Source organism: Paenibacillus sp. SJS-P3, from assembly GCF_056711585.1.
Window position 1 is genome coordinate 267,501 of sequence record NZ_CM160043.1, and the last position, 19,175, is coordinate 286,675.

At 57.5% G+C, this 19,175-nt stretch carries 15 protein-coding genes, 6 tRNA genes and 2 rRNA genes; 22 read left to right on the forward strand and 1 reads right to left on the reverse strand.

Annotation, left to right across the window (positions count from 1 at the left end; all coding sequences use genetic code 11):
* Positions 1–33: 33 nt before the first annotated feature.
* From rrf to AC06G8_RS01290, 10 genes are all read left to right on the forward strand, one after another.
* Positions 34–150: ribosomal RNA gene (gene rrf, locus AC06G8_RS01245) — 5S ribosomal RNA — on the forward strand.
* Between the two features lie 198 nt (positions 151–348).
* Positions 349–3,277 (forward strand): 23S ribosomal RNA (locus tag AC06G8_RS01250).
* A gap of 147 nt (positions 3,278–3,424) precedes the next feature.
* A tRNA-Met gene (locus tag AC06G8_RS01255) sits at positions 3,425–3,501 on the forward strand.
* Between the two features lie 6 nt (positions 3,502–3,507).
* A tRNA-Val gene (locus AC06G8_RS01260) sits at positions 3,508–3,583 on the forward strand.
* Positions 3,584–3,592: 9 nt separating this feature from the next.
* Positions 3,593–3,669 (forward strand) — tRNA-Asp (locus AC06G8_RS01265).
* A gap of 17 nt (positions 3,670–3,686) precedes the next feature.
* Positions 3,687–3,762 (forward strand) — tRNA-Phe (locus AC06G8_RS01270).
* A 44-nt stretch (positions 3,763–3,806) separates the two neighbouring features.
* Positions 3,807–3,892, forward strand: a tRNA-Tyr gene (locus tag AC06G8_RS01275).
* Positions 3,893–3,904: 12 nt separating this feature from the next.
* Positions 3,905–3,977 (forward strand) — tRNA-Lys (locus AC06G8_RS01280).
* A 269-nt stretch (positions 3,978–4,246) separates the two neighbouring features.
* Positions 4,247–5,353 carry a PucR family transcriptional regulator gene (locus tag AC06G8_RS01285; RefSeq protein ID WP_480284166.1) on the forward strand — a complete coding sequence of 369 codons (1,107 nt, stop codon included), beginning with the start codon at positions 4,247–4,249 and terminating at the stop codon, positions 5,351–5,353.
* Positions 5,354–5,467: 114 nt separating this feature from the next.
* Positions 5,468–6,589, forward strand: a complete 1,122-nt coding sequence (locus tag AC06G8_RS01290; protein WP_480284167.1) for an ABC transporter ATP-binding protein — start codon at positions 5,468–5,470, stop codon at positions 6,587–6,589.
* A gap of 136 nt (positions 6,590–6,725) precedes the next feature.
* On the opposite strand, the gene nagZ is transcribed toward AC06G8_RS01290, so the two are convergent.
* Complete coding sequence (gene nagZ, locus AC06G8_RS01295) at positions 6,726–8,066, reverse strand: beta-N-acetylhexosaminidase (protein WP_480284168.1); 1,341 nt, start codon at positions 8,064–8,066, stop codon at positions 6,726–6,728.
* Positions 8,067–8,264: 198 nt separating this feature from the next.
* Between nagZ and hprK the strand changes: the two genes are divergently transcribed.
* The 12 genes from hprK (at position 8,265) to hisA (ending at position 19,156) form a co-directional block, all read left to right on the forward strand.
* Positions 8,265–9,203 (forward strand): HPr(Ser) kinase/phosphatase, encoded by a 939-nt coding sequence (hprK, locus tag AC06G8_RS01300; protein WP_048748380.1) that lies wholly within the window; start codon positions 8,265–8,267, stop codon positions 9,201–9,203.
* 33 nt (positions 9,204–9,236) lie between these two features.
* Positions 9,237–10,265, forward strand: a complete 1,029-nt coding sequence (gene lgt, locus AC06G8_RS01305; RefSeq protein WP_480284169.1) for a prolipoprotein diacylglyceryl transferase — start codon at positions 9,237–9,239, stop codon at positions 10,263–10,265.
* Complete coding sequence (ppaX, locus tag AC06G8_RS01310; protein ID WP_480284170.1) at positions 10,234–10,896, forward strand: pyrophosphatase PpaX; 663 nt, start codon at positions 10,234–10,236, stop codon at positions 10,894–10,896. The genes lgt and ppaX overlap by 32 nt, the downstream gene beginning before the upstream one ends.
* Positions 10,893–11,378 carry an acyltransferase gene (locus AC06G8_RS01315; RefSeq protein WP_447663434.1) on the forward strand — a complete coding sequence of 162 codons (486 nt, stop codon included), beginning with the start codon at positions 10,893–10,895 and terminating at the stop codon, positions 11,376–11,378. The genes ppaX and AC06G8_RS01315 overlap by 4 nt, the downstream gene beginning before the upstream one ends.
* A 174-nt stretch (positions 11,379–11,552) precedes the next feature.
* On the forward strand, positions 11,553–12,686 hold the full coding sequence (locus tag AC06G8_RS01320; protein WP_480284171.1) for a polysaccharide deacetylase family protein: 1,134 nt from the start codon (positions 11,553–11,555) through the stop codon (positions 12,684–12,686).
* A 303-nt stretch (positions 12,687–12,989) separates the two neighbouring features.
* Positions 12,990–14,249, forward strand: a complete 1,260-nt coding sequence (locus AC06G8_RS01325) for an ATP phosphoribosyltransferase regulatory subunit (RefSeq protein WP_480284172.1) — start codon at positions 12,990–12,992, stop codon at positions 14,247–14,249.
* Positions 14,246–14,899, forward strand: coding sequence for an ATP phosphoribosyltransferase (gene hisG, locus AC06G8_RS01330; RefSeq protein ID WP_447663437.1), 654 nt, complete (start codon positions 14,246–14,248; stop codon positions 14,897–14,899). The genes AC06G8_RS01325 and hisG overlap by 4 nt, the downstream gene beginning before the upstream one ends.
* 64 nt (positions 14,900–14,963) lie before the next feature.
* A complete protein-coding gene (locus tag AC06G8_RS01335; protein ID WP_480284173.1) occupies positions 14,964–15,635 on the forward strand; it encodes an HAD family hydrolase in 672 nt (223 codons plus the stop codon).
* A gap of 77 nt (positions 15,636–15,712) precedes the next feature.
* Positions 15,713–17,044 carry a histidinol dehydrogenase gene (gene hisD, locus AC06G8_RS01340; protein WP_447663439.1) on the forward strand — a complete coding sequence of 444 codons (1,332 nt, stop codon included), beginning with the start codon at positions 15,713–15,715 and terminating at the stop codon, positions 17,042–17,044.
* A 3-nt stretch (positions 17,045–17,047) separates the two neighbouring features.
* On the forward strand, positions 17,048–17,662 hold the full coding sequence (hisB, locus tag AC06G8_RS01345) for an imidazoleglycerol-phosphate dehydratase HisB (protein ID WP_447663440.1): 615 nt from the start codon (positions 17,048–17,050) through the stop codon (positions 17,660–17,662).
* A complete protein-coding gene (gene hisH, locus AC06G8_RS01350) occupies positions 17,663–18,268 on the forward strand; it encodes an imidazole glycerol phosphate synthase subunit HisH (RefSeq protein ID WP_480284174.1) in 606 nt (201 codons plus the stop codon).
* A 156-nt stretch (positions 18,269–18,424) separates the two neighbouring features.
* Positions 18,425–19,156 carry a 1-(5-phosphoribosyl)-5-[(5-phosphoribosylamino)methylideneamino]imidazole-4-carboxamide isomerase gene (hisA, locus tag AC06G8_RS01355; RefSeq protein ID WP_480284175.1) on the forward strand — a complete coding sequence of 244 codons (732 nt, stop codon included), beginning with the start codon at positions 18,425–18,427 and terminating at the stop codon, positions 19,154–19,156.
* Positions 19,157–19,175: the final 19 nt, after the last annotated feature.

Consider the following 19,175-nt stretch of genomic DNA (forward strand, 5'->3'; position numbering starts at 1 on the left):
AGCAAACCTCTTTCAAGCAAGATTTCTTCATCGTTTGGTGGCGATGGCGGAAGGGAACCACGCGTACCCATCCCGAACACGACCGTTAAGCCTTCCAGCGCCGATGGTACTTGGACCGCAGGGTCCTGGGAGAGTAGGACGTCGCCAAGCGGTGCATTCTTGCGCCAAAAAATAGTTGTGGTTATGTCTTCGGACATGATGATGACAAATATGGAAGTGTCTTTTACTGAGGTAATACTCGGAAGAAGGTTCGTCCGTAAAAACACTTGTTCCTTGAAAACTGGATACGAACGAATATGAAATGCTGAAACATCCTTAGCTGTTTCTTAACCAGGCTATACAGCCTTAGGTTAAGCTACTAAGAGCGCACGGAGGATGCCTAGGCGCCAGAAGCCGATGAAGGACGTGGCGAACCACGATAGGCCTCGGGGAGCTGTAAGCAAGCGTTGATCCGGGGATTTCCGAATGGGGAAACCCAGCTGGAGTAATGTCCAGTTACTGCAGAGTGAATACATAGCTCTGCGTGAGGCATACCAGGGGAACTGAAACATCTAAGTACCCTGAGGAAGAGAAAACAATAGTGATTCCGTCAGTAGCGGCGAGCGAACGCGGATTAGCCCAAACCAGGAGGCTTGCCTCCTGGGGTTGTGGGACGTCTCACATGGAGTTACAAAGGAATGGGTTAGGCGAAGAGGTCTGGAAAGGCCCGCTACAAGAGGTAAAAGCCCTGTACCCAAAAGTCCATTCCCTCCGAGACGGATCCCGAGTACCGCGAGACACGTGAAACCTCGTGGGAATCCGGCAGGACCATCTGCCAAGGCTAAATACTCTCTGGCGACCGATAGTGAAGCAGTACCGTGAGGGAAAGGTGAAAAGCACCGCGGGAGCGGAGTGAAATAGAACCTGAAACCGTGCGCTTACAAGAAGTCAGAGCCCTCTATATGGGTGATGGCGTGCCTTTTGTAGAATGAACCGGCGAGTTACGTTCACGTGCAAGGTTAAGTCGGGAAGACGGAGCCGCAGCGAAAGCGAGTCTGAATAGGGCGCCATAGTACGTGGGTGTAGACCCGAAACCGTGTGATCTACCCCTGTCCAGGGTGAAGGTGCGGTAACACGCACTGGAGGCCCGAACCCACGAATGTTGAAAAATTCGGGGATGAGGTGGGGGTAGCGGAGAAATTCCAATCGAACTCGGAAATAGCTGGTTCTCCCCGAAATAGCTTTAGGGCTAGCCTCGGTGTTGAGCATGCTGGAGGTAGAGCACTGATTGGGTGCGGGGCCCGCCAAGGGTTACCAAGTCCAGTCAAACTCCGAATGCCAGTCATGTATAACCGGGAGTCAGACGGTGAGTGCTAAGATCCATCGTCAAGAGGGAAACAGCCCAGATCATCAGCTAAGGTCCCCAAGTGTGTGTTAAGTGGGAAAGGATGTGGAGTTGCCCAGACAACCAGGATGTTGGCTTAGAAGCAGCCACCATTTAAAGAGTGCGTAATAGCTCACTGGTCGAGTGACTCTGCGCCGAAAATGTAACGGGGCTAAACACACCACCGAAGCTATGGCATGTACCATTTGGTACTTGGGTAGGGGAGCGTTGTGTATAGGTTGAAGTCAGACCGTAAGGACTGGTGGACAGTACACAAGTGAGAATGCCGGTATGAGTAACGAAAAGATCAGTGAGAATCTGATCCGCCGTAAGCCTAAGGGTTCCTGAGGAAGGTTCGTCCGCTCAGGGTAAGTCGGGACCTAAGGCGAGGCCGAAAGGCGTAGTCGAAGGACAACAGGTTGATATTCCTGTACCACCGCAAGCCGTTATGAGCAATGGAGTGACGCAGAAGGGTAGTGACGCGGACCGATGGATGTGTCCGTCCAAGCAGTGAGGCTGGTTTGTTGGCAAATCCGCAAACCGTAAGGCTGGGCTGTGATGGGGAGGGAAACTTTAGTACCGAAGGTCATGATCTCCAGCTGCCAAGAAAAGCTTCTAGCCAGGCGAAGGTGCCCGTACCGCAAACCGACACAGGTAGGCGAGCAGAGCATGCTAAGGCGCGCGGAGTAACTCTCGTTAAGGAACTCGGCAACATGACCCCGTAACTTCGGGAGAAGGGGTGCCTCGGTAGGGTGAATAGCCCGAGGGGGCCGCAGTGAAAAGGCCCAAGCGACTGTTTAGCAAAAACACAGGTCTGTGCGAAGCCGTAAGGCGAAGTATACGGGCTGACGCCTGCCCGGTGCTGGAAGGTTAAGGGGAGCGGTTAGGGGCAACCCGAAGCTGTGAACCGAAGCCCCAGTAAACGGCGGCCGTAACTATAACGGTCCTAAGGTAGCGAAATTCCTTGTCAGGTAAATTCTGACCCGCACGAATGGCGTAACGACTTGGGCGCTGTCTCAACGAGAGATCCGGTGAAATTTTAATACCTGTGAAGATGCAGGTTACCCGCGACAAGACGGAAAGACCCCATGGAGCTTTACTGCAGCTTGATATTGGACTTTGGTACGATCTGTACAGGATAGGTGGGAGCCTTAGAAGCCGGAGCGCCAGCTTCGGTGGAGGCACCGTTGGGATACCACCCTGATCGTATCGGAGTTCTAACCTGGTACCGTGAAGCCGGTACAGGGACCGTGTCAGGCGGGCAGTTTGACTGGGGCGGTCGCCTCCTAAAATGTAACGGAGGCGCCCAAAGGTTCCCTCAGAATGGTTGGAAATCATTCGCAGCGTGCAAAGGCATAAGGGAGCTTGACTGCGAGACCTACAAGTCGAGCAGGGACGAAAGTCGGGCTTAGTGATCCGGTGGTACCGAATGGAAGGGCCATCGCTCAACGGATAAAAGCTACCCTGGGGATAACAGGCTTATCTCCCCCAAGAGTCCACATCGACGGGGAGGTTTGGCACCTCGATGTCGGCTCATCGCATCCTGGGGCTGAAGTAGGTCCCAAGGGTTGGGCTGTTCGCCCATTAAAGCGGTACGCGAGCTGGGTTCAGAACGTCGTGAGACAGTTCGGTCCCTATCTGTCGTGGGCGCAGGAAATTTGAGAGGAGCTGTCCTTAGTACGAGAGGACCGGGATGGACGTACCGCTGGTGTACCAGTTGTTCCGCCAGGAGCACCGCTGGGTAGCTACGTACGGACGGGATAAGCGCTGAAAGCATCTAAGCGCGAAGCCCCCCTCAAGATGAGATTTCCCAGTATGTAAGACCCCTGGTAGACGACCAGGTTGATAGGTTCGGGGTGGAAGCGCAGCAATGCGTGCAGCTGACGAATACTAATCGGTCGAGGGCTTATCCTATGGGTAAGAAAAGCAAATGGACTCAGCATCCATGATATTCGTTCGATCCAGTTTTCAGGGCGCAATTGCCTCACGTTTCCAGTGTCGAGTACAATGGAGCGAGACCAATTGTTTGGGCATTTGGCGATGCCTTACCTGAAAAAATGTGGCGGTGTAGCTCAGCTGGCTAGAGCGTACGGTTCATACCCGTGAGGTCGGGGGTTCGATTCCCTTCGCCGCTACCACTATATGGAAGCTTAGCTCAGCTGGGAGAGCATCTGCCTTACAAGCAGAGGGTCGGGGGTTCGATCCCCTCAGCTTCCACCATATCTTCCTGGAGCTGTGGTGTAGAGGCCTAACATGCCTGCCTGTCACGCAGGAGACCGCGGGTTCGAATCCCGTCAGCTCCGCCATTTTTTCATTTAAGCACGGCTTGGTAGCTCAGTTGGTAGAGCAAAGGACTGAAAATCCTTGTGTCGGCGGTTCGATTCCGTCCCAAGCCACCATTGACTTTCTAAGTGAGCTATAAGGCGCATCTTAGAGCAATTGTGGAGGGCTAGCGAAGTGGCCAAACGCAGCAGACTGTAAATCTGTTCTCTGACGAGTTCGGTGGTTCGAATCCATCGCCCTCCACCACTTCATTTTTAAGAGCCATTAGCTCAGTTGGTAGAGCACCTGACTTTTAATCAGGGTGTCGAAGGTTCGAGTCCTTCATGGCTCACTTCTTCCCCAATAATTAACATTCCACGCACAGACGATGTCTGTGTTTTTTTGTTTTTTAATCGAAGATAAAATTTTAACAGGCATTTCTGGCTGGTTGAAGTTAATCGCAAAGCTGGTTGAAGTTAATCGCAAAGTCAGGTTATTTCAATCGCAAATCATGCTCTACCGGCGACGAGGTTGGCGGGTAGGAATGCCTTCATGGTAAACTTGCTTATATATGGATGCATACGGCCTGCAAGGGCTGGTGCGCAGGAGGCGGGACATACGATGGCATCAGGAGAGTGGCTGGAGGAACTGCGCGGCATTCTAGGGACGGATCTCGATATTCGCCAGCTCTCCGCGGCGCAGTGGCGGGACATGGCAGGCGGCGGCATCAAGGCGGAGCAGAATGGAAATTGGATTGTAGACAAGGACCGAATATTGGTGAGGCTGACCGGAGACGGGATGAAGGTCGAGTGCCTGGAAATCAACCGTACGGAGCCTCTATCAGAAACCGAAATGCGGCTTCTCCGTTTGACGCTTAAGTACGCCAGGCCGGATCGTGCCTGGAACGTCAAGCCGGCGACGGGGATGGAGAAGACGGCAGCCGAACTGGGTCGCTGGATCAATGGCCAGCTGGACAGCTCGAGACATGATCCGCTGCCGGCTTCGCTAGCCGAGGGCGGCCGGCTGTACGCCGAGATGATTCCGATTCTGCTCGTGCGGGAATACCCCGGAGCGGCCGACGATTCCTACAGCGAGCTTGAGAAGCTGCTCCTGTCTTTCTTCCCGGAGGAAGTGCTGCTGATTCCGCTTCAGCGCAATGAATGGCTCATTCTGAGTCCGGTATCCCTGCTTAGGGATTCCCAGCTGGAAGGAACCGAAGAGGACGAATCGGAGGAAGAAAGCTTGAAATCCATCGGCCTCGGCCTTCATGAGATGCTGGCGAGCGAATGGCTGGGCGAATGCCATCTTGCGCTGTCGCTGCCGATGCAGCCTCTGAAGTCGCTTGTCGACAGCGCGGCTCTGCTGAAGGAGACGGTGGAGCTGGGAAGACGGTTCCATGTCGGCTCGAACCTCCATCTGCCTTGGCAGCTGCATCTCGAGAGCTTGCTCAGCTCCATCCCGGAACGGGAGCGCAGCAAGTTCATCGAGCAGACACTCAGCCGGTCGGATTACTACATGGAGCCGGAGATCCTCACGACGCTGGAGACGTTCTTCGCCTTGGACTGCAATGTAAGCGAGACGGCGAAGAAGCTGTATATCCACCGGAATACCCTTCTTTACCGATTGGACAAGCTGAAGCAGGAAACGGGACTGGACGTCAGGCTCTTCCGGGACGCCGTCATGGTCAAGATCATTCTGCTATTGGATAAAGTCACGAAAAGACCTTAGTTTTTTTGTAGGGTTTGTGCATAGTCATACGCTTACATCTTCGGTTAATATAGATTCATAAGATCATTCAACCGTAGAGGTATCACCTACTCACTCACATAGGGGGAAACAAACATGGCAGGCGTACGTTTAGAACATGTTTACAAGAAATACCCTGGATCCGACAACGCATCGGTAAAAGACATCAACCTGGACATCAAGGATAAGGAATTCCTCGTCCTGGTCGGTCCTTCCGGCTGCGGCAAATCCACGACGCTCCGCATGATCGCTGGTCTGGAGGAAATCTCCGAAGGCAAGCTGTTCATCGGCGATCGCCTTGTGAACGATGTCGCCCCTAAAGACCGCGACATCGCGATGGTATTCCAATCCTACGCCCTGTACCCGCACATGAACGTGTACCAGAACATGGCTTTCGGCCTGAAGCTGCGCAAGTTCAAAAAAGCGGACATCGATAAGCGCGTTCGCGAAGCGGCAAAAATTCTTGACATCGAACATCTTCTGGAGCGCAAGCCGAAAGCTCTCTCCGGCGGCCAACGCCAGCGTGTCGCCCTGGGCCGCGCTATCGTCCGCGAACCGCAAGTGTTCCTGATGGACGAACCGCTTTCCAACCTTGACGCCAAGCTCCGCGGCCAAATGCGCGCTGAGATCAGCAAGCTGACGAAACGTCTGGAAACGACGACGATCTACGTAACGCATGACCAGATCGAAGCCATGACCATGGGCGATCGCATCGTTGTCATGAAAGACGGCCTCATTCAGCAAAACGCAACCCCGGATGAGCTTTACAACCACCCGCTGAACATCTTCGTAGCCGGATTTATCGGCGCCCCAGCGATGAACTTCATCACCGGCACGCTGAGCGAAGCAGGCGGCGCGATGCGCTTCAAGGCTTCGGGTGTTGATGTTGTTCTTCCTGAAGGCAAAGCCAACGTCCTGCGCGACAAAGGCTTCGTAGGCAAGGAAGTCGTTCTGGGTGTTCGTCCTGAGGATCTGCACGAAGAGCCGGTCTTCCTGGAAGCATCGCCTAACAGCATCGTCAATGCCAACATCGAAGTGGCGGAGAACCTTGGCCACGAAATGTACCTGTACCTGAACGGAATCGGCAACGATACGGTTATCGCCCGCGTTGACGGACGTTCCGGCATGCGTGACGGCACGAGCGTCAAGCTCGCTCTGGATATGAACAAAGTTCATGTCTTCGACAAAGCGACTGAGCTGAACCTGTTCGAGAACTAATCATAAGATAAAAAAGGCTGCCGATCATGGGAACATGATCGGCAGCCTTTTTGCATATAGGGCCAGGCCAGCCGACTCTTGCCGATTGGCCTTTATCCCGATGTCCATGAGCTGCTTTCAAAAAGAATAAACGGACTTACTTTCGATAGGCATCCAGCACTTTGAGGGCATCCTTATTGAGCTGATCGACCGAAATAGAGCTTACCTTGCCGTCTGTCATCTTGTACTGGAGCTTGCGAGCCATGATGCGGTAGACGCTTTCGTTCAGCCGAGAGGCGGATATCGTTCCGTCGGCAGCAGCTTGCCGAAGCTTCTGCAGCACATGGATGATATTGTCATTGCCATGCGAGACAATGACGATATCTCCGCCGGCAGATATGGTTCGGACAGCCGCATCTCCGACATCGTAGTTGTCCAGGATGGCCCCCATGGTCAGATCGTCGCTGAACACAAGTCCGTTGAATTTCATCTTATCCCGCAGCAGTCCGGTAATGACAGGCTTGGACATCGAAGCCGGATACTCGGAGTCCAGCTTGGGCAGCAGAATATGAGCGACCATCACGGCGTCCGCTCCCTGGTCGATGGCGGCCTGGAACGGCGGAAGCTCCACCTCCTCCAGCCTGCTTAAGCCGTTGCTGGTGACGGGAAGCTGCTTATGGGAGTCGACGGATGTATCTCCATGCCCTGGGAAATGCTTGAGGACACCGAGGATGCCCTCCTTCTTGAAGCCCAGCATGGCGGTAGTTCCCAGCCTGGATACAAGCTGAGGGTTGTTGCCGTAAGAGCGGTCGCCGATGACCGGATTGTCCGGATTGCTGTTGACGTCGAGTACGGGAGCAAAGTCAACGGAGAAGCCGAATGCTTTGACCCTCCTCGCCAGCAATTGGCTGACATCGCGTGCGTATGCCGCATTGCCTGACTGGCCGATGATGCCGTTGCTCGGTATTTTCTCGACCGATGCCGGCATCCGAGTCACTTTGCCGCCCTCTTCATCGACCCCGAGCAAAAGCGGGAGATTTCCTTCCGCCTTGTTCAGAGCCTTGAGGCTATTGAGGAAATCAACGGTTCCTTGCAGAGTCTTCATATTGTCTCGGAAAAGGATGAATCCCCCGACGCGGTAGTCTCGGACCAAAGTTTCGGTTTCTTTGTCCGGCTTGATTCCTTCCACGCCTGCGATGACCAGTTGTCCGACCTTCTCTTCTGTACTCATGGATCCGATTCTTCTAGCGATTTCCTGGCTTTGTGCATTCGTCAGGCCAATTACGGGCGGCCAGGAAACGGTCGACTCGTCCACAGCCCGAGTCTTGGCTGGAGCAGCCGCGACAGGCTGCAGTCCGGATGTCGATACGAAGCTATGATGGGAGGGGCCGTATTCGGCCCATGCCGAGCCGACAGCTGCAGCCGCAAGGGCAACGGCAATAAGAGCGGGCCGGGCGAAACGGCTCGGGCTGCCGCGATGAATTCGTTTGGAGCGCATTTTTCCACCTCGCTTGATGGTAGTCTGCTAGATCCATTGTAATGGACGCAATGGATCGCGTAAATGTTGTGGATGCACGCTACGTTGCGCTGGTGCCCGTTTTCCTTTAGGATGGAACTAATAGGCAGAAGGCTCTACGAATTGCCCGCAAGCAACGTACATATGCCCTGGAACAGGGAGACATACAGGAGGGCCCTCATGGCTAAAAAAGTCAAGGTATCCGAATTGGTGCAGCCGTTTCAACTGGAGATTCTGGCAGGAGAAGACGGCATGCAGCGAATCATAACGACCGACGATCTGTACCGGCCCGCGCTGGAGATGGCCGGCTATTTCCATTATTACCCGAAAGAGCGGGTTCAATTGCTCGGCAAGACGGAATTGGCGTTCATCCAGACGCTGGACAGCCGGGAGCGCAAGGAGAGATTGGAAAAGCTGTGCAACGATGAGACGCCATGCATCATGCTCACCCGCGGATTGGAACCGCCGCTCGAGCTGATCGAGCAAGCGGCGGAGAAGCATATTCCGGTGCTGCGAAGCCAGATTTCAACGACGATCTTCTCCAGCCGCCTGACCAACTTCCTGGAGCGCCGGCTTGCGCCGACAACGACTATCCATGGCGTTCTCGTGGATGTGTACGGCATGGGCATCCTCATTACCGGCGGCAGCGGCATCGGCAAAAGCGAGACGGCGCTCGAGCTCGTGAAGCGCGGCCACCGGCTTGTCGCGGACGATGCCGTCGAGATCAGGCAAACATCGGACGGCCAGCTGCACGGAACGGCTCCGGAGCTGATCCGGCATCTGCTGGAGATTCGGGGTCTGGGCATCATCAATGTGATGACGCTGTTCGGCGCGGGCGCCATCCGCAACAACAAGCGCATCAGCGTGGTCATCAAGCTCGAGAATTGGCAGCCGGAGAAGCAGTACGACCGCCTCGGCCTGGACGAGGAGACGACCCGTATCATCGAGACGGATGTTCCGCTCGTGACGGTTCCCGTCCGCCCTGGACGCAACCTTGCCGTCATCATCGAGGTCGCCGCGATGAACTACCGCTTGAAGCGGATGGGATACAACGCCGCGCTGCAGTTCACGAACAAGCTTACCGAAACGATCGCTGATGACATGGACGACTATGAATAAGGGCAATCTTCCTATGGAAAGAGGTCGGCAACGATGACGGAATACTCTCTTCGTATCAATCCCATAGCCTTCGAGCTTGGACCGATAACGGTCCACTGGTATGGAATCATTCTCGGACTGGGGGCTCTGATGGGACTGGTGCTGGCGATCCGGGAAGGCAAGCGCTTCGGCATCTCGTCCGATTTCTTCATGGACCTGCTCCTGCTCGGGGTCCCATCCGCGATCATAGCGGCCCGCGCCTACTTCGTCCTGTTCAAATGGGATTATTACCGCCAGCATCCAGGTGAGATCCTGGCGATCTGGAACGGCGGCATCGCTATCTACGGAGCCTTGATCGGCGCCATTATTTGCGCGATTTTCTATGTGCGCCGCAAAGGCTTCAATTTCTGGCGCATCGTCGATATATGCGCCCCGTCTCTGCTGATCGGCCAGATCATCGGCCGCTGGGGCAACTTCGTCAACCAGGAAGCCTACGGCGGCCCCGTAACGCGCCGGTTCCTGAGCGGCGAGCTGCATCTGCCGGACTGGATCGTGGACCAGATGTATGTGGAAAGCACCGGCCAGTTCCATCATCCGACTTTCTTGTACGAATCGGTGTGGAACATCATCGGCATCCTGCTTATCTTTGTCCTTCGCCGCCGTCCTTGGGTCCGCGCCGGAGAAATGTTCTTCACCTACCTGATCTGGTACTCGATCGGCCGCTTCTTCATTGAAGGGCTGCGTACGGACAGCCTTGCCTTTGCAGGTCCCGCTTGGCTCGAATCCCTGATGAACGGCCTGTGGTCCCCGATGAAGATCCTGTTCGAACCGGGCTATCTGGATCCGGCCTATGGCAACGTCCGCAGCTCTCAGCTGATCGCCGTTCTCGCCATCCTGTTCTGCATCGTCATGATTATTGTCCGCCGGTCGACAGGACTTGCCGCGGAGCGGTATTCCGACCCGGTCATCAACCGCAAGACCGGACTTCCCGCTGGCGAAGAGCCACAGGAAGCACAGCCCGTTTCCGAAGCAATAAAGGAGAATCATCACGATGAAAACACCCATACGAAACCTACTTTTTGACTTGGACGGCACCATTCTCGACACGAATGAATTGATCATGCGCTCCTTCCTCCACGCGCTGCAGGGAATTGTCCCCGCAGACTTCGGGCGGGAGCAGATGATCCCTTATATGGGCCTCACTCTGGTCGACCAGATGAAGCGTTTCTCCGGCCAGGAAGAAACCTCGCATCTGATTTCCCTGTACCGGGAAATGAATATGAAGCTGCATGACGATCTCGTCGTGCCGTTCCCGCATACGGCCGAGGTGCTGGAGCGGCTCAAGGCGGCAGGCTACAAGCTTGGCGTCGTCACGACGAAGATCCGCATGTCCACGGAAAAAGGGCTTCGCCTGACGGGACTGCTGGACTATATGGATGCCATCGTCACGCTGGATGACGTAGACAACCCGAAGCCGCACCCGGAGCCGGTCCTGCGCGCCATGGAGATGCTGGGAGCGAAGCCGGAGGAGACGATGATGGTCGGCGACAGCACGGTGGACATCCAGTCCGCTCTCGAGGCGGGAGCTGTGCCGGTCGGCGTCGCCTGGTCTCTCAAGGGTGAGGCGCTGCTGCGTCAATACGGGGCTGCCCATGTCCTTCAGGACATGAGGGATCTGTATGCCCTGCTCGGATTGGAGCAGGAGGCCCGGTGAGGAACGTCGAGCGTTATCCGACCGACGGGCCGAATGCGCTGTGGCAGGTATACCGGACGGTAAGCCGCTTCAAGGCGGTACGCAACTTCGCCGCCATCCAGATCTCCCGCTATTGCCCCTCCCTGCCGGTCAAAAACTGGATCTACCGCCGGATTCTCGGCATGCGGGTCGGCAAGACGACGTCGTTCGCGCTCATGGTCATGGTGGACGTCTTTTTTCCCGAGCGGATCACAGTGGGGGACAACTGCATCATCGGCTACAATACGACCATCCTGACCCACGAATATTTGATCCATGAATACCGGCTGGGAGATGTCGTGATCGGCTCCAACGTCATGATCGGAGCGAATACGACGATCCTCCCCGGAGTGACGATCGGCGACGGCGCTGTCGTGGCCGCCGGTTCTCTGGTCCATCGGGATGTGCCTGCCGGCGCATTCGTAGGAGGGAATCCGTTCCGGATCATTCGCGAACAGGACTGAAGCAGGACATAGACAGGACATGGATTGGGACATATTCAGGACATATTCAGGACATATTCAGGACATATTCAGGATTGAAGCCAGGAAGCCAAGGCAACTTTTTGCGGACAGGACTCGTTTACAGGATTGGCCTCTATTGAGGATGCCAGTCCACCCTGCAAGGAGAGAACGCGATTGAGTACCGTCAAGCGGTTTTGGCTGCTGTCGGCTGTCCTGGCCTTCGTTCTGTGCCTGACGGCTGCCGGCGCGGCTGCCGTTCGCTACCGGGAGCACTTCCCGGCCGTCAAGCGGCTGCTGTCGGAAGCCCCTGCGATGAGCGAGGAAGCAGCCGGAGGGGAATATAAGGATCTGAAGCCCGGAGAACGGACGCCCGAGGGCATCTATTACCGCAATAAAGTCATTGTCCTGATGTACCATGACGTTCAGCCGACCCCTTCGGACACGAAGGCGCTGGCCTTGGACAAGCTGGAGCGGCAACTCGAGCTTATGCGCGACAACAACTTCCATGTCATCAGCATGGATGAATACAAGGCTTTTATCCTGAAGCGCAAGCCGGTGCCCGATAACGCGGTTCTGCTTACATTCGATGACGGCTACGAATCCTTTTACCGATATGCCTATCCCGTATTGCTCAAGCAACGGCTGACCGCGACCAACTTCGTCATTGCCGGCACGATTGGAAACTCCAAGCATACCGGCGTGCCGAAGCTGACCTGGGAACAGATGAGAACCATGCGCAAGCATGGAATGGATTTTTACAGCCATACGTACGATTCCCATGCTTATGCGCCGGAGAATGAGAAGGGAAACAAGCTGGTGCCTCTTCTGGCCGGAAGGATTTACCGGAGCGGCCTTGGCAGACGGGAGACCGAGAAAGAATACGAAAGCCGCATTCGCGAGGACCTTGACCATGCCAATCGGAAGCTGCAGAAGGAACTCGGCGTGCGCAACGATGTGCTCGCCTTTCCATACGGGGCTTTCTCGCGGCCGCTGCTTCGCACATGCAAGGAGCTCGGCATCAACGTGACGTTGACGGTGAAGCCGGGCATGAACGGTCCAGGCAGATGGAACGGATTCCGGCTTAATGCCGGTGGAGCGGCGAACGATCCCGAGCTGCAGATCGAGCTCATGAAGGAGGCTCCCCGTCTGATCGGCCACAATCGCTATCAGCCTCCGGATCGGGCCTACTTGCTGCTCGCGCTTCCTCTGCTCGTCATGTTTGTCGGCGCCCTATGGCTGCGATCGGCCTGGGAGGTCATGATTCTGCGCCGCAAGAAGCTGTCTCAGCGTGCGTCGAAGTCTCAATAACCAATCAACGAGCTGTCGTCAAGCTCGGGGAAGCAATCCTTGAGGTCGGCCCATGGCGATCTCTGCGGTCCCTCATAAGGACCGATCTCTCTCACTCTAATACGGTATGGCACGAGCCGCCCGAACCCGCAAGCAAGACGGTTCAGGCGGCTCGTGTCCGGTTGACGGGAGAGACCGAATCATGATAGGATTACAAATACCTTTACTTTGGCAGTATGGTAACTTGGTAGCACATTAACTTACTAAAGCGAATGTTTGAAGCTCCTTGCTTCAAGCGTCTGTCTATATTAGGAGACAAGACCGATGTCCAAACCAAAAGTATTTGAAAAACCGGTAGGCGTCAAAGACTATCTCCCCCATGCCGTATCCAAGCTCAGGCAGATCGAAAGCAGCGTGCTGAGCTGCATGGAACGATGGGGCTACGATCAGATCATGACCCCTACGCTTGAATATTACGACACCGTAGGCGTCGCCAGCTCGACGTCCGATCAGCGGCTGTTCAAGCTGCTGAACAACCGCGGAACGACGCTCGTGCTTCGTTCCGATATGACCGCGCCGATCGCGCGTGTCGTATCCTCTCTGCTGCGGGAGCAGCCGTTTCCGCTGCGTCTCTCCTACCATTCCAGCGTATTCCGCGCGTTCGAGAACGAAGCGGGACGGGATGCGGAGTTTTTCCAGACGGGCGTCGAGCTGGTCGGCGATGCGTCTGCGGAAGCGGATGCCGAGGTCATCGCCCTTGCGATCGCATCCCTGCAAGCTGCGGGGGTAGAGAAATTCCGCATTGCGGTCGGCCACGTGGGCTTTCTGAACGGATTGCTGGAAGAGCTGCTGCCGGGGCGGGCGGAATGCCAGGGCAAGCTCAAGGATTATCTGCTCAACCGGGATCATGTCGGGTACCGGGACCAGCTTGGAAGATTGGGGCTGACCGAGCAGGTCCAGCAGGAGCTGAAGGGGCTGCTCCGCCTTCGCGGCGGCCAGGAAATCTGCACGCAGGCGATGAGCCTGACGCCGAATGACACGGCCCGAGAGTCGATTCGCCATCTGTGCGAGATATGGGATGTGCTGGAGGCGTACGGCGTGAGCGAGCATGTGCTGATCGACCTGACGATGATCGGAGATTTTTCGTATTATACGGGCATGACCTTCGAGGGTTATGCGGCGGATCTCGGATTTCCCGTCGTCGGAGGCGGGCGGTACGACAACCTTCTCCAGCAGTTCGGGCGCCCGGCGCCGGCAACCGGCTTCGCGGTCAAGACGACCCGGGTGCTGGAGCTGGTCGGTGAGGAGCAGGAAGCTCCGCGACGGATTCTGATCGGATACGACGGCCAGGGGCGTGAGCGCGCTCTTGCCGAAGCGATCCGGCTGAGAGGGCAAGGAGCGGCGGTCGTGACGGCCGGCATGGAGGCTCCGGGAATCCGCCATGGCGAATTCCAGGGCAGCGAAGAGCCGGAGCGGACCGCACGGCGTCTTGCCGACGGCGAGTCCGTGAAATATGGCGGCATGGTGTATGGGACGTTCCTGCCCTTCTTTGACGGGAACCAAGAGGAGGGGGACGAGCGATGAGAACGGACGGCAGGGCAGAAGGCGATATTCTCAAGGTCGCGATGCCGAAAGGACGCATCTACAAGCAAGCCTCCCGGCTGTTCCGGGAAGCGGGCCTCCTTATCAACGAAGAGGTCGACGAATCGAGGAAGCTGATCGTCGAAGTGCCGGAAGCGCGCATGGAATTCATCATGGCCAAGCCCGTCGACGTGCCTACGTATGTGGAATATGGCGTCGCTGATATCGGCGTCGTCGGCAAGGACGTGCTGATGGAGGAAAACAAGGACGTCTACGAGCTGCTTGATCTGGGCATCGCCCGCTGCCGCATGTCGGTCATCGGGCTGCCGGACTGGAAGCCGGTCATCAATCCTCGCGTCGCGACAAAATATCCTGCGGTAGCTTCCCAGTATTTCCGGGAGCGCGGCCAGCAGGTCGAGGTCATCAAGCTGAACGGCTCCATCGAGCTGGCTCCTCTGATCGGCCTTGCCGACCGGATCGTCGATATGGTGGAAACCGGACAGACGCTGCGCGACAACGGGCTTGTGGAGATGGAAGAAATCTTCAGCATCACGAGCAGGCTGATCGCCAACCGCGTCAGCTACCGCATGAAGAACGATGCGATCCAGAGTCTTTGCGATCGTCTTCAGGCGGCATTGGGCGCGAAGGCTTAGAGATCAGATGAGAATCATCGGTCCAAGAAGCCTTCACGGGACCGATTCAGACGGAGGAATGGCGATGACGGCAATCAAGGCAGTGGTCTTCGATTTTGACGGACTGATTCTGGATACGGAGACGCCTTCCTACGAGGCGTTCGATCGGGTATACCGCGAGCATGGAGCGGAGCTTCCGCTGGAAATGTACGCCAGGTGCGTCGGAACCTCCTTCGCGGCTTTCGACCCTTATGCTTATCTGGAAGAAATCCTGGGCAAGCCGATGGAGAGAGATCTCATCGAAACCCGGTTCAAGGAGATTTATTCGTCTATCGTCCAGGAGTCTTCCATCCTGCCGGGAGTCCGGGAGAATCTGGCGCGCGCCCGCGAGCTGGGGCTTGCCGTCGGTCTGGCATCCAGCTCTTCCTGGGGCTGGATCGAGCCTTTGCTGACGAAGCATGGACTGCTGGATCGCTTCGACTCTTTCCAGACGAAGGATAAAGTGAAGCGGATCAAGCCGGATCCCGAGCTCTACCTCGCCTCGCTGAGAGAGCTTGGCGTCCACGGACATGAGGCCGTATCGTTCGAGGACTCGCTCAACGGCTTCACGGCTGCCCGCGCTGCCGGCATGCGGACGGTAGTGATCCCAAACTCCGTCACGCGGCATTTGACGTTCAGCGGAGCCGACTTGCAGCTGGAGTCCATGGCGGATCTGACGCTGGACTTGCTTTTGGAGCGTCTGGAGTCGCACAGCTAGGAGGAGATCCGCTTCCGAAAGGGCTTGAGGCGAAAAACACCTCGAAGAAGCGATAATGATAGGAAGGGGGAAGCTGCATGCGCATAATGCGGGCGGAGCAGTTCAAGTTGACCCGGGAAGTGGAATATGGAACCCCGGAACAGAATGAGTCGGTGCGGAGCACGGTGGAAGCTCTGCGGACACGCGGCGATGAAGCGCTGCTGGAGCTGACGGAAAAATACGACGGCGTGTCTCTCTCGGCGTCGGACCTGCGGGTGACGGAAGAGGAGATCCAAGCCGCCTACAGCCGGGTGGAGCCGGATTTCCTGGACGCCATTCGCGGCGCGGCTGCGAATATCCGCCGCTACCATGAGCGCCAGCGGCGCCAGTCCTGGATGGACGTGCAGCCGGACGGCACCGTGCTGGGCCAAGTGCTGCGTCCCTTGAAGCGGGTAGGCGTTTATGTGCCGGGCGGCAAAGCCGCTTATCCGTCCTCCGTGTTGATGAACGTCATTCCGGCGCAGGTCGCCGGCGTTCCTGAGATCGTCATGGTCACGCCTCCGGCGACGGGTGGCAAAGCGGGCGTCGACCCGTACATCCTCGTGGCGGCGGCCGAAGCCGGCGTCAAGGAGATGTACCGCGTCGGCGGAGCGCAGGCGATCGCCGCGCTTGCCTACGGAACGGAGAGCATCCCGCCGGTGGACAAAATCTGCGGTCCCGGCAACATCTACGTCGCCCTCGCCAAACGCGCCGTCTATGGCGCCGTCGATATCGACAGCATAGCCGGGCCGAGCGAGATCGCGGTGCTGGCCGACGATACGGCCGAGCCGGCCTATGTTGCAGCCGACCTGCTGTCGCAGGCGGAGCATGACGAGATGGCGTCGAGCATTCTCATTACGCCGTCGAGAGAGCTTGCTGAAGCGACAGCAGCGGAGGTGGAGCGCCAGCTGGCGCTGCTGCCGCGCGCTGCGATCGCGAGGGAGTCGATCGACCGGCATGGAGCCATCCTGCTGGTCGATTCCATCGCAGCCGGCGTGGACATCGTCAACCGGCTCGCGCCGGAGCATCTGGAGGTGCTGACCGCCGACCCGATGGCGCTGCTCGGCTCCATCGAGAATGCCGGAGCGATCTTCCTCGGGCCGTACAGCTCGGAGCCTGTCGGCGATTACTACGCAGGACCGAACCATATCATCCCGACCAACGGCACGGCGAGGTTCAGCTCTCCGGTCAATGTGGACGACTTCATCAAAAAATCCAGCCTGATCTCGTACAGCCGCGAGGCGCTGCTGCGGGACGGCCAAGCGATCATGACGCTGGCTCGGCATGAAGGACTGGAAGGCCATGCCCGCGCGATCGAAGTGCGTTTGGAGCGGGAGGCCGCACCCGCCGCAGGAGCGGCGAACCAAGCAACGGACGGAAAGAGGGAATAAGAGATGGCACAAGACGACAACAAGCCGCAACAAGACCGCCGCGCCGAGGTGGCGCGCAAGACGAACGAAACCGACATCAAGCTCGCGTTCGGCGTGGACGGAAGCGGCCGCTCGGAGATCGAGACGGATGTTCCTTTTCTGAACCATATGCTGGATCTGTTCACGAAGCACGGGCAGTTCGACCTGAAGGTCGAAGCGCGCGGCGACGTCGATATCGACGATCATCACACGGTGGAGGACATCGGCATCTGCCTCGGACAGACGCTGCAGGAGGCGCTTGGCGACAAGCGGGGAATCAAGCGTTATGCGAGCGTGTTCGTCCCGATGGACGAAGCTCTCGCCCAGGTTGTCATCGATCTCAGCAACAGGCCGCATTTCGAGTATCGGGCGGAGTATCCTTCCCAGCAGGTGGGCAGCTTCTCGACGGAGCTCGTGCATGAATTCCTGTGGAAGCTGGCGCTCGAGGGCCGCTTCACCCTCCACGTCATCGTCCATTACGGCAAAAACACGCATCATATGATCGAAGCGGTGTTCAAAGCGCTTGGACGCGCCTTGGACGAGGCGACCTCCATCGACCCGCGCGTGCAGGGAGTGCCTTCGACGAAGGGCGTGCTGTAGATGATCGCGATCATCGATTACGGTCTCGGCAATCTGCACAGCGTCAGCAAAGCGGTGGAGCGGCTCGGATTCGAAGCCGTCGTGACCGCGGACAGGGACGAGATACTCGGCGCGGATGCCGCCATCCTTCCCGGCGTCGGAGCTTTCGGGGATGCGATGGCGTATCTGCGCGAGACCGGCATGGACGATGCAACGCGGGCATACGCGGCTTCGGGCAAGCCGCTGCTCGGCATCTGCCTCGGCATGCAGCTGCTGTTCGCCGAAGGCGAGGAGCATGGCAGCCATGAAGGGCTTGGCTTGCTGCCGGGCCGGGTCGTGCGCTTCGAGGGGGACTACAAGATTCCTCATATGGGCTGGAACCGCCTGGACTTCCTGCAGCCCAGTCCGCTGACGGCGGGTCTGGAGGAGGGGCATGTCTACTTCGTTCATTCCTATCATGTCCATGTCGGCGAAGAAAGCGATCTGATCGCGACGGCCAACTATCATCAGCCTGTTACGGCCATCGTAGGACGCGGCAACGTGTACGGCATGCAGTTCCATCCGGAAAAAAGCGGCGAGCTCGGCATGAGCCTTCTGCGCAATTTCCTCGGCTTGGCTCGCGGATAATCCGCAAGTCGGAGATGAGGCTGCCGGGCTGCTGTACTGAGCGGGCTGCTCGATTTTCCTCAGTCTGACTCTTGGAGATAAGCTGCCTGGCCGGAATCATCATCCTTTTCAGCAAGCCTGCGGCTTGCCCATCTCATTTGTGGAGGAATCAACGTTATGTCCAAGTTCACCATCTACCCGGCCATCGATATCCGCGGCGGCCGCGCCGTCCGTCTCGTGCAAGGCGACTACAGCCAGGAGACGGTCTACAACGACAGCCCCGTGAACGCGGCTCTGGAATGGCAGGCGCAGGGCGCATCATGGATCCATCTCGTCGATCTCGACGGAGCCAAGGCGGGATATCCTGTGAATGCGGAGCTGATCGGGCAGATCGCGGCCGCGGTCGACGTTCCGGTGCAGCTTGGCGGAGGCCTTCGCTCGGAGGCCGATGTGGAGCGGCTGCTCGGGCTTGGAGTCCGGCGGATCATTCTCGGCACGGCGGCGATTGAAGACCGCGCATTTGTGGAGAGAGTGCTTGGCCAGCACGGAGACCGGGTAGCGATCGGCATCGATGCGCGCGACGGACTGGTCGCGACGCGAGGATGGCTGGAGACGTCCGAGGTCCGGGCGGAGGAGCTGGCACGGGAGCTGGCGGCGAAAGGCGCAGCGACCTTCATCTTCACGGATATTTCCCGCGATGGAATGATGGAAGGTCCAAACGTCGAGGCCATCCGTTCGCTGGCGGCGTATTCCGGAGCCGATGTCATCGCTTCGGGCGGAGTCAGCCGGATCGAGGATCTGCGCGCGCTGGCGGCCTACAAGGAAGAGGGCATCAGCGGAGCCATCGTCGGAAAAGCCCTGTATACCGGAGCGATCGCGCTATCCGATGCCGTACGCGAGCTGAACTAGCCGCAGAGTTCGATTTTCA

Excerpts from the sequence above, each read along its gene's own strand:
- AC06G8_RS01285 (WP_480284166.1), top strand. The coding sequence starts at position 4,247 with ATGGCATCAGGAGAGTGGCTGGAGGAACTGCGCGGCATTCTAGGGACG.
- AC06G8_RS01290 (WP_480284167.1), top strand. The coding sequence starts at position 5,468 with ATGGCAGGCGTACGTTTAGAACATGTTTACAAGAAATACCCTGGATCC.
- nagZ (WP_480284168.1), bottom strand. The coding sequence starts at position 8,066 with ATGCGCTCCAAACGAATTCATCGCGGCAGCCCGAGCCGTTTCGCCCGG.
- hprK (WP_048748380.1), top strand. The coding sequence starts at position 8,265 with ATGGCTAAAAAAGTCAAGGTATCCGAATTGGTGCAGCCGTTTCAACTG.
- lgt (WP_480284169.1), top strand. The coding sequence starts at position 9,237 with ATGACGGAATACTCTCTTCGTATCAATCCCATAGCCTTCGAGCTTGGA.
- ppaX (WP_480284170.1), top strand. The coding sequence starts at position 10,234 with ATGAAAACACCCATACGAAACCTACTTTTTGACTTGGACGGCACCATT.
- AC06G8_RS01325 (WP_480284172.1), top strand. The coding sequence starts at position 12,990 with ATGTCCAAACCAAAAGTATTTGAAAAACCGGTAGGCGTCAAAGACTAT.
- hisG (WP_447663437.1), top strand. The coding sequence starts at position 14,246 with ATGAGAACGGACGGCAGGGCAGAAGGCGATATTCTCAAGGTCGCGATG.
- AC06G8_RS01335 (WP_480284173.1), top strand. The coding sequence starts at position 14,964 with ATGACGGCAATCAAGGCAGTGGTCTTCGATTTTGACGGACTGATTCTG.
- hisD (WP_447663439.1), top strand. The coding sequence starts at position 15,713 with ATGCGCATAATGCGGGCGGAGCAGTTCAAGTTGACCCGGGAAGTGGAA.
- hisB (WP_447663440.1), top strand. The coding sequence starts at position 17,048 with ATGGCACAAGACGACAACAAGCCGCAACAAGACCGCCGCGCCGAGGTG.
- hisH (WP_480284174.1), top strand. The coding sequence starts at position 17,663 with ATGATCGCGATCATCGATTACGGTCTCGGCAATCTGCACAGCGTCAGC.
- hisA (WP_480284175.1), top strand. The coding sequence starts at position 18,425 with ATGTCCAAGTTCACCATCTACCCGGCCATCGATATCCGCGGCGGCCGC.